This is a genomic window from Syntrophotalea sp. (assembly GCF_050253115.1).
GTDB classification, from domain to species: domain Bacteria; phylum Desulfobacterota; class Desulfuromonadia; order Desulfuromonadales; family Syntrophotaleaceae; genus Syntrophotalea; species Syntrophotalea acetylenica.
Genome location: NZ_JBFWJQ010000122.1, coordinates 1 through 7,333 on the forward strand (window position 1 = coordinate 1; position 7,333 = coordinate 7,333).

Sequence of the window (7,333 nt, forward strand, 5' to 3'; positions counted from 1 at the left end):
CGGACCTGACCGCCGCTGCACCCAACATCCCAACCGACGCGCGCGGCACCGAACAAGCTATCCGCGAGATACTGGCGTTCCACTTCCCTACAGTCATAGATTTGCTTCCCGCTCCGGCTACGCCGCGCGGCACCAGTAGCGCTCTCCGCGAAGCCAGGGGCCAAAAGCTCGGGCGCGCATTGATGGGATTGCTCATGATGGGTGGCGCGGCTGCTGGATTTATCTATGCCCCCCCCATTTGGTTCCTTTGGATCGGGCTGGCAATCTGGGGATGGGGCACCTTCACCAACCATAGCGTTGAGTCTGGCCCGTTCCTGCAAGCCTTCAGGAATGCAGATGAACGGGTGCAACGCGAGTTGAATGCCTTTGTTCAGCGCAATGGCATGGCTGAAGTTGTGAAGGTGCGCGGCGATCTGGATGCCGCTATCATAGCCTACAGGGGCCATGACGAGGCACTGGCCCGCGAGTTGGTGGTGATGAAATCCAATCGTGAGTCGCGTCAGCGGAAGGCCTATCTTGACAGCTTCTCGATACGCAGCGCGAACATATCCGGCATCGGCCCAGCGAAGACCGCCACGCTCATTTCCTTCGGCATCGAAACCGCAGCCGATGCGAATCGTCAGGCCGTCCTGCGGGTGCCCGGTTTTGGTAAGGTCATGACCGGAAAGCTACTGGAATGGCGACGCAAGCACGAGTCACACTTCAGGTATGATCCAACACCGAACGCTCAGGACGTTGTCGACGACAGGGCACTGCGCGGGCGTTTCTCGGCGGAAAAGGCCAAGCTGGAATCTACCATACGCAACGGTCTGGGCACCCTACTGAACGCGAAGACCCACCTTGATGCACTGCCAGCCAAAGCGAGAAACGACAGGGCGATTGCAGAAGCGCTCACGTCCCGAGCACAAGCCGAACAGGACTTACGCGAGTTGGGTGCATCAGTTCCGGCTTCCACCGTCACACTGACGGTAACACCACCGCCGCGACCGACACCGCAGCCGCCGTGCACCCCGACCGCCCCGATGCCCACGCCGCCCCGCACAACTGGCACAACTGGCACGTCTGGCACTCAAAGCTGTCCTCGCTGCGGTTCACCGATGCGGCGGCGTTCGGGGCGATATGGGCAGTTCTGGGGCTGTTCTCGGTATCCGCGATGCAAGGGCACGCGGAAAATCTGAGGCAGATACGCAGGGTGACCCTTTGGGTAGAGCATAGGACAGGTTTCAGCAACTTTAGGTTCGACTTATCCGTTTCCGGAGTAAATGATGTGCACTTCTCGTATTACACTATTCCCAGAACATCGGACAGCCCGATCTATGGCGAGCAGATTGGGCTGTCTTGCATTTTGTTCCAAACGAGAGGCCAGATTATCTAGGTCATTGCGGACAGCCCCTCACCAGCCGGAAAACGGCACTCCCCTACCCCTCAAAACCGCCCCTCTCTGGCCCAGACTGCCCGCCTCTGGGCCAAACGACCGGGGCCCCTGGCTACCCCCATCGTAGCGGCCCGCCCTCCACACTGGGCCGCCTGGAAGTTCGTTCTTCAGGTTCCCGGCGACGGCTATGGCTAGGAAGTGATAGCTTCGAAAATGGTTTTTTTCTGGAAAATCCGGGTGAAAAAGACTCGGTTATTGACCGAAAGGCTTAGAATGCAGGTGTTATCTAAGGCTATAGCCTGGTAGCGCACCTGCTTCGGGAGCAGGGGGCCGCTGGTTCGAATCCAGTCATCCCGACCAGAATTTTCCGTTTTCCCGAAAACGGTTAGCCCCACCCCCTGACAGGGAGTGGGGCTTTTTATTTGTATGCAAAAGCGGAAGCATGACGAACGGGCGACCTTCCACGGGGGCCAGTCAATATTTCTTGTTTTTAAATTCCGAAAATGGTATAAGGTAGGTTCGCCTTATTGAAAAAATCGCTTTCCGGCCCCTTGACGGAGAGCGATATCCGGAGGCCGCAGGCGCAATCCAGCCTTCCGGGGAACTTACATAGACAAAAGCGGCTGATGCCGCTTTTGCTGTTTATGGAGACATGCATGGTGAGTTTTTACCTGATGCTGATCGCCGCTTACCTGATTGGCGCGATACCCACCGGCATCCTTTTGACACGGCTGAGCGGAGCCGCCGATATCCGCAAGTCGGGCAGCGGCAATATCGGCGCCACCAATGTTTACCGGGTGGCTGGCAAAAAGCTGGGTATTTTGACCCTGGTCGGAGACGCCCTCAAGGGCGCGATCCCGGTACTGGCAGCCATGCAGCTGCCGGGGCTGGCGCCGGCTCATATCGGAGCCGTCGCCGTCGCCGCCTTTCTCGGGCACTGCTACCCTGTTTACCTCGGCTTCAAGGGAGGCAAGGGAGTGGCCACTGCCCTCGGCATTTTCCTGGTATTGTGCCCCCTTGCCGTACTCGGAGCCTTTGCCATTTTCGCCGTGCTTCTCTGGAAATGGCGCTACGTTTCCCTGGGGTCCATTGCCGCCGCCGCCGCCATCCCGTTGCTGGTCTACTTTATCGACGGCAGGCTGGCCATGGTGGCGACAACCCTGTTCATCAGCCTGATTGTCATCTGGCGTCACCGTCAGAACATCACGCGCCTGCTTAACGGCAGCGAAAACCGTTTCAAGGCCTGATCCCCGATGCGAACAACGCGTCTGAAGCGACCGCATCCGGGCAAGCCCCGTGGAGCTATGAAAAAACAATCTCTGATCAAAACCGGCATCGCCTTGCTGCTGGCGGCGACTTTTGTCTTCGGACTGCCGCTGGGGCTGTTCCTGCTGCATCCGGTGCTGCCGGACACCCCCAGAATCATCACCATTCAGCCCGGCGAATCCTTCAGTGGCGTAGCGGCCAAACTGGAACGCGAAGGCATCATCAGCAGTGCTTTCAACTTCAAAATCCTGGCGGTGCTGCGCGGAGCCGCGCGCCACATCCAGTCCGGGGACTTCAATTTCGCAGCGGCCAGCCGGCCCGGCCGGGTTCTCGACCGATTGATCCAGGGGGATACGCTGCGCTTGCGGGTCACCCTGCCGGAAGGACTGACCGTTGCGCAGATTGCCCAGCGCCTGTGCGATGCAGGGTACGCCGATCATGAAGAATTCCTGCGGCTGGCAACGGATCCCCACTTCGCGCAAAAACTCGGCGTTGAGGCGGCCACACTCGAAGGCTACCTGTTTCCCGAAACCTACCGCTTCGGCGCCAGCCTCCCCAGTCGACACCTGCTCCGGTTCATGGTGGATCAGTTCCACAAGCATGTACCGCAAAGCCTCGTTGACGAGGCGGCCAAACTCGGATTCGACCTGCACCAGTTGGTGACTTTGGCCTCTATCATCCAGAAGGAAACCGCCCAGATCTCCGAAATGCCTGTCATTTCGGCCGTTTTTCATAATCGTCTGAAAAAAAACATGCCTCTGCAGGCCGACCCGACGGTGATCTACGGCATCGAGGACTTCAACGGCAACCTCACCCGCCGCGATCTGCGGACCCATACCCCCTACAATACCTATACGCAACGCGGCCTGCCCGCCGGGCCTATTGCAAACCCCGGCGCCCGGGCGCTGCGTGCGGCAGCAAACCCTGCCCGCGTGTCTTATCTGTATTTTGTGGCGCAGGGCAACGGCACCCATTTTTTTTCACGCACCCTGCGAGAACACAACGAGGCGGTCCGGATCTATCAACTGCGCCGGGTTGCGCGTGCCGAGCCGCCGGACAAAACCTCGACCGAGGCCCCCCTGGAAACCCAGGAGACCTCTTCCAATTGATCCGGTTCAAAGGCGCGCAAAGCCGTCCGGATCAGGGCCGCACCAGCCAAACAACGCAAAAGGGGAACAGCCAGGCTGTTCCCCTTTTGCGTTGCCCGAAAAAAGAGGGCCTTTTTACTTTCCCAGCAAACCGCGCACGGCCTGCAATACATCGGCCGGCAGCACCACCGTCTTGGCGTTGCCGGAAGCGGAAAGATCACGCATCGCCTTGACATACTGTTCGCCGAGCAGATAGGTTGCAGGCAGCTGGTTGTCGCCGATCGCCGCGGTGACCCGGGAGATGGCTTCGCGGGTGGCGTCCGCCAGGATCATCTTGGCCTCGGCGTCCAGCCTGGACGCCTCGAGTTTGCCTTCCGCCTCGCGGATGGCAGCCTCCTTGGCGCCTTCGGCATTGAGCACCGCCGCCACTTTCTTGCCCTCGGCCTCGGTGATCGCCGCCCGCCGCGAACGTTCCGCCGCGGCCTGCTGCTCCATGGCGATCTGCATGGTCTGGGAAGGCTTGATATCCTGAATCTCCACCGTTTTGACAACAATGCCCCAGGCAGCGACATCATCAGAAATGGATTCCTTGAGGCGGGCCTTGATCATGTCCCGCGAACTCAGGGCATCGTCGAGATTCATCTCGCCGACGATGCTGCGCAGGGAAGTCTGCACCAGATTGGTGATGGCGATGCGGTAATTATCGATGCCGTAGACCGCTTTGGGTGGATCGATGATGCTGATAAAGGCAATGGCATTGGTCATAATCACCGCATTGTCCTTGGTGATGACTTCCTGACTGGGGATATCAAGAGAAATATCCTTGGTCAGAACCCGGTAGGCAATCGTGTCGAGATACGGAATGACAAAATTCAATCCGGGATTGAGTGTCTTGTGGTATTTCCCGAGGCGCTGCACCACGAACTTGTATCCCTGGGGAACGATGCGCACCCCCAGAAAAATGGTCAGCACAACCAGAAACATCAGTACGGTGGCCAAAATGAAACCCATGCGTAATCCTCCTTGAAGAAAAAAGCCGAAACCGCTAACCGAGCAACACCTCTCGCCAACCCTATTTGCGCACAACACGCAGCACATGGCCGTCGATGTCGACCACCCGCGCCTCGTCTCCCGGCTGCAAAGCCTCGGTGCTGATGCAGGGCCATTCGTCATCACCGAGCACAGGCACCACAAAGCGGATCCGCCCCTTGACGTGCGGCGGCTGCACGGCCTGCACGACAATGCCGATCTCGCCGATGATGGCATCCTTGGACATGCCCGCCTTGGTGCGATCGGCCATGCGCGGCTTGAGCCAGCGGAACCACAGCACCGTCCAGACGGTGGAAGCTGCTGCCCACAGGAGCATCTGTCCGGCAAGGGGCAACCCCGCAAAGGGCAGCATCACCAGCCCTACGCAGCAGGCGCCGAGTCCGAACCAGATGATCGTGAACGAGGGTACAATCAGCTCCAGCGCAATCAGCGCCAGGCCGAACGCTATCCAATACCACCACAGAATCTGCTGCATGATCCCTCCGGTCCGCTAAAGAACGCGCACCTGTCTAAAGCTTGTTGATATACACCTCGCGCGGCCGACTGGTGCCATCGGAGGGGCCGACGATCCCCTCCTGCTCCATCTTTTCGATCATGCGCGCGGCCCGGTTATAGCCCACCCGCAGACGTCTCTGCAGCATGGAAATGGAGGCCTGGCGGGTATCGGCCACCATGGCCAGAGCTTCGTCCCATTTTTCGTCGACCTCCTCTTCATCACTACCGCCACCGGCATCTCCCGCAGGCGTTTCGAGGATCGAGGAATCATACTGGGGTTTGCCGTGGTGGGACAGGAAATCGACCACCAGCTTGACCTCGCGTTCCGAAACAAAAGCGCCATGAACCCGTTGCAGCGCCCCGGTGCCCGGCGGCAGAAACAGCATGTCCCCCATGCCCAGAAGGTTTTCGGCCCCCATCTGGTCGAGAATGGTACGCGAGTCGATACGGGAAAAGACCTTAAAGGATATCCGGGTCGGCAGATTGGCCTTGATCAGGCCGGTAATGACATCGACGCTCGGGCGCTGCGTTGCAAGGATAAGATGAATGCCGGCGGCGCGGGCCATCTGCGCCAGGCGGGCGATGGATTCCTCGATCTCGCGGCCCGCCACCATCATCAGGTCCGCCAGCTCATCGACAATCACCACGATGCGCGGCAGATGACCGTGATCGAGCACTTCACCGTCGGCGACGACCTCGACCGGCATCTCCTCCGCACCCTCTGCCTCCGCCTCCGCCTCCGCCTCCGCCTGCGCCTCGGCAGCTGGCGCCTTTTGCGCCTCCTGCTGCAAGCGCTTGTTATAGCCGTCGATATCACGCACGCCCTTGTCGGCCATCAGCCGATAGCGCCGCTCCATCTCACGCACCGCCCAGGCAAAGGCCAGAGCCGCCTTTTTGGGATTGGTGACCACCGGCAGCAGCAGATGGGGAATGCCTTCGTAAATGGACAGCTCCAGCATTTTGGGATCGATGAGAATGATCCGCACATCTTCCGGCGATGCGCAGTACAGCAGGGACAGAATCATGGTGTTGACGGACACCGACTTGCCGCTGCCGGTAGCTCCGGCCACCAGCAGATGCGGCATCTTGGCCAGATCGGAAACCACGGTGTGGCCGAAAATGTCCTTGCCCAACGCCATGGGCAGCCGCCCGCCGAACTTCTGAAAAGTCTCGGCGGTGAGAATCTCTTTCAGATATACCGTTTCCCGCTGTTTGTTGGGGATTTCGATGCCAACCACCGGACGGCCCGGTATCGGCGCCACGATGCGAATGGCGATGGCCGACAGAGCCATGGCCAGATCGTCCGCCAGGCCGGCAATTTTATTGACCTTGACCCCCGGCGCCGGCGCGAACTCGTACATGGTCACCACCGGCCCCGGCTTGACCTCGGTCACGGCACCGTCGACACCGAAGTCCTTGAGCTTTTTCTCCAGAGTGCGGGCGTTGCTGGCCAGCGCCTCGCGATCCACCGGCACCCCGCCGTCCTCTTCATGATCCAGCAGATTCAGCGGCGGCCGCTGATAACTGCCGGTGCTCTCGATAAAATCGAAACTCTCCTGGACAGGCTTGGCAAGAGGTTTTGTTTTAGGTTTCGACGGCAAGGAAACGGGTTTCTCCATGGGCGCGATGACCGGCCCCTCGACAATCCTGGCCGGTTTTTCCGGCATCCGCGCTTTGCGTGCCGACCATTGCCGCCGGAGGCTTTGCAGAAAGCCGCGCCAGCGGTCGACCCCCCGGCTCACCATCAAAACCAGGGAAAAGCGCACCGCCACCATCAGCGAAACCAGTAACATGACGGTCAGCAGGATCACCGCGCCGGCAGTGTTGACCCCCGCCGTAAACAGATTGGCCAGCATCCTTCCGGCCAACCCTCCCGCCTCGCCGATCGGCTCGCCGAACCAGGACGCACCGTGGAATTGCAAAGAGATAAGACCGTCCAGCGACAGGAGCATGCAGAAAAACGCCGCCACCCTCAGCCATTGAAAGCGGGGGGGCTTGCAGGCAAATGAGTGCCAGGCCAGGCCGAAAGCGCCAACGGGCAGCAGCAGCGCGGCAAAAC

The 7,333-nt window shown here is 59.9% G+C and carries 6 protein-coding genes; 3 read left to right on the forward strand and 3 right to left on the reverse strand.

The features are described 5' to 3' along the window. The 3 genes from AB7E65_RS11035 to mltG all read left to right on the forward strand — a co-directional run. A partial coding sequence (locus AB7E65_RS11035) for a topoisomerase DNA-binding C4 zinc finger domain-containing protein (RefSeq protein ID WP_428745908.1) occupies window positions 1–1,178 on the forward strand: 1,178 nt, incomplete at its 5' end. Window positions 1,179–2,031: 853 nt separating this feature from the next. Beyond that, on the forward strand, window positions 2,032–2,622 hold the full coding sequence (plsY, locus tag AB7E65_RS11040) for a glycerol-3-phosphate 1-O-acyltransferase PlsY (RefSeq protein WP_428745909.1): 591 nt from the start codon (window positions 2,032–2,034) through the stop codon (window positions 2,620–2,622). 57 nt (window positions 2,623–2,679) lie between these two features. Beyond that, window positions 2,680–3,750 (forward strand): endolytic transglycosylase MltG, encoded by a 1,071-nt coding sequence (gene mltG / locus AB7E65_RS11045; RefSeq protein WP_320360809.1) that lies wholly within the window; start codon window positions 2,680–2,682, stop codon window positions 3,748–3,750. Between the two features lie 114 nt (window positions 3,751–3,864). On the opposite strand, the gene AB7E65_RS11050 is transcribed toward mltG, so the two are convergent. From AB7E65_RS11050 to AB7E65_RS11060, 3 genes are all read right to left on the reverse strand, one after another. Continuing rightward, complete coding sequence (locus AB7E65_RS11050; protein ID WP_072286089.1) at window positions 3,865–4,740, reverse strand: SPFH domain-containing protein; 876 nt, start codon at window positions 4,738–4,740, stop codon at window positions 3,865–3,867. A 61-nt stretch (window positions 4,741–4,801) separates the two neighbouring features. Next, window positions 4,802–5,254 carry an NfeD family protein gene (locus AB7E65_RS11055; RefSeq protein ID WP_072286090.1) on the reverse strand — a complete coding sequence of 151 codons (453 nt, stop codon included), beginning with the start codon at window positions 5,252–5,254 and terminating at the stop codon, window positions 4,802–4,804. A 34-nt stretch (window positions 5,255–5,288) separates the two neighbouring features. Further along, window positions 5,289–7,333: DNA translocase FtsK (locus AB7E65_RS11060; protein ID WP_428745910.1), on the reverse strand; the 2,045-nt coding region annotated here is incomplete at its 5' end.

Excerpts from the sequence above, each read along its gene's own strand:
- plsY (WP_428745909.1), top strand. The coding sequence starts at position 2,032 with ATGGTGAGTTTTTACCTGATGCTGATCGCCGCTTACCTGATTGGCGCG.
- mltG (WP_320360809.1), top strand. The coding sequence starts at position 2,680 with ATGAAAAAACAATCTCTGATCAAAACCGGCATCGCCTTGCTGCTGGCG.
- AB7E65_RS11055 (WP_072286090.1), bottom strand. The coding sequence starts at position 5,254 with ATGCAGCAGATTCTGTGGTGGTATTGGATAGCGTTCGGCCTGGCGCTG.
- AB7E65_RS11050 (WP_072286089.1), bottom strand. The coding sequence starts at position 4,740 with ATGGGTTTCATTTTGGCCACCGTACTGATGTTTCTGGTTGTGCTGACC.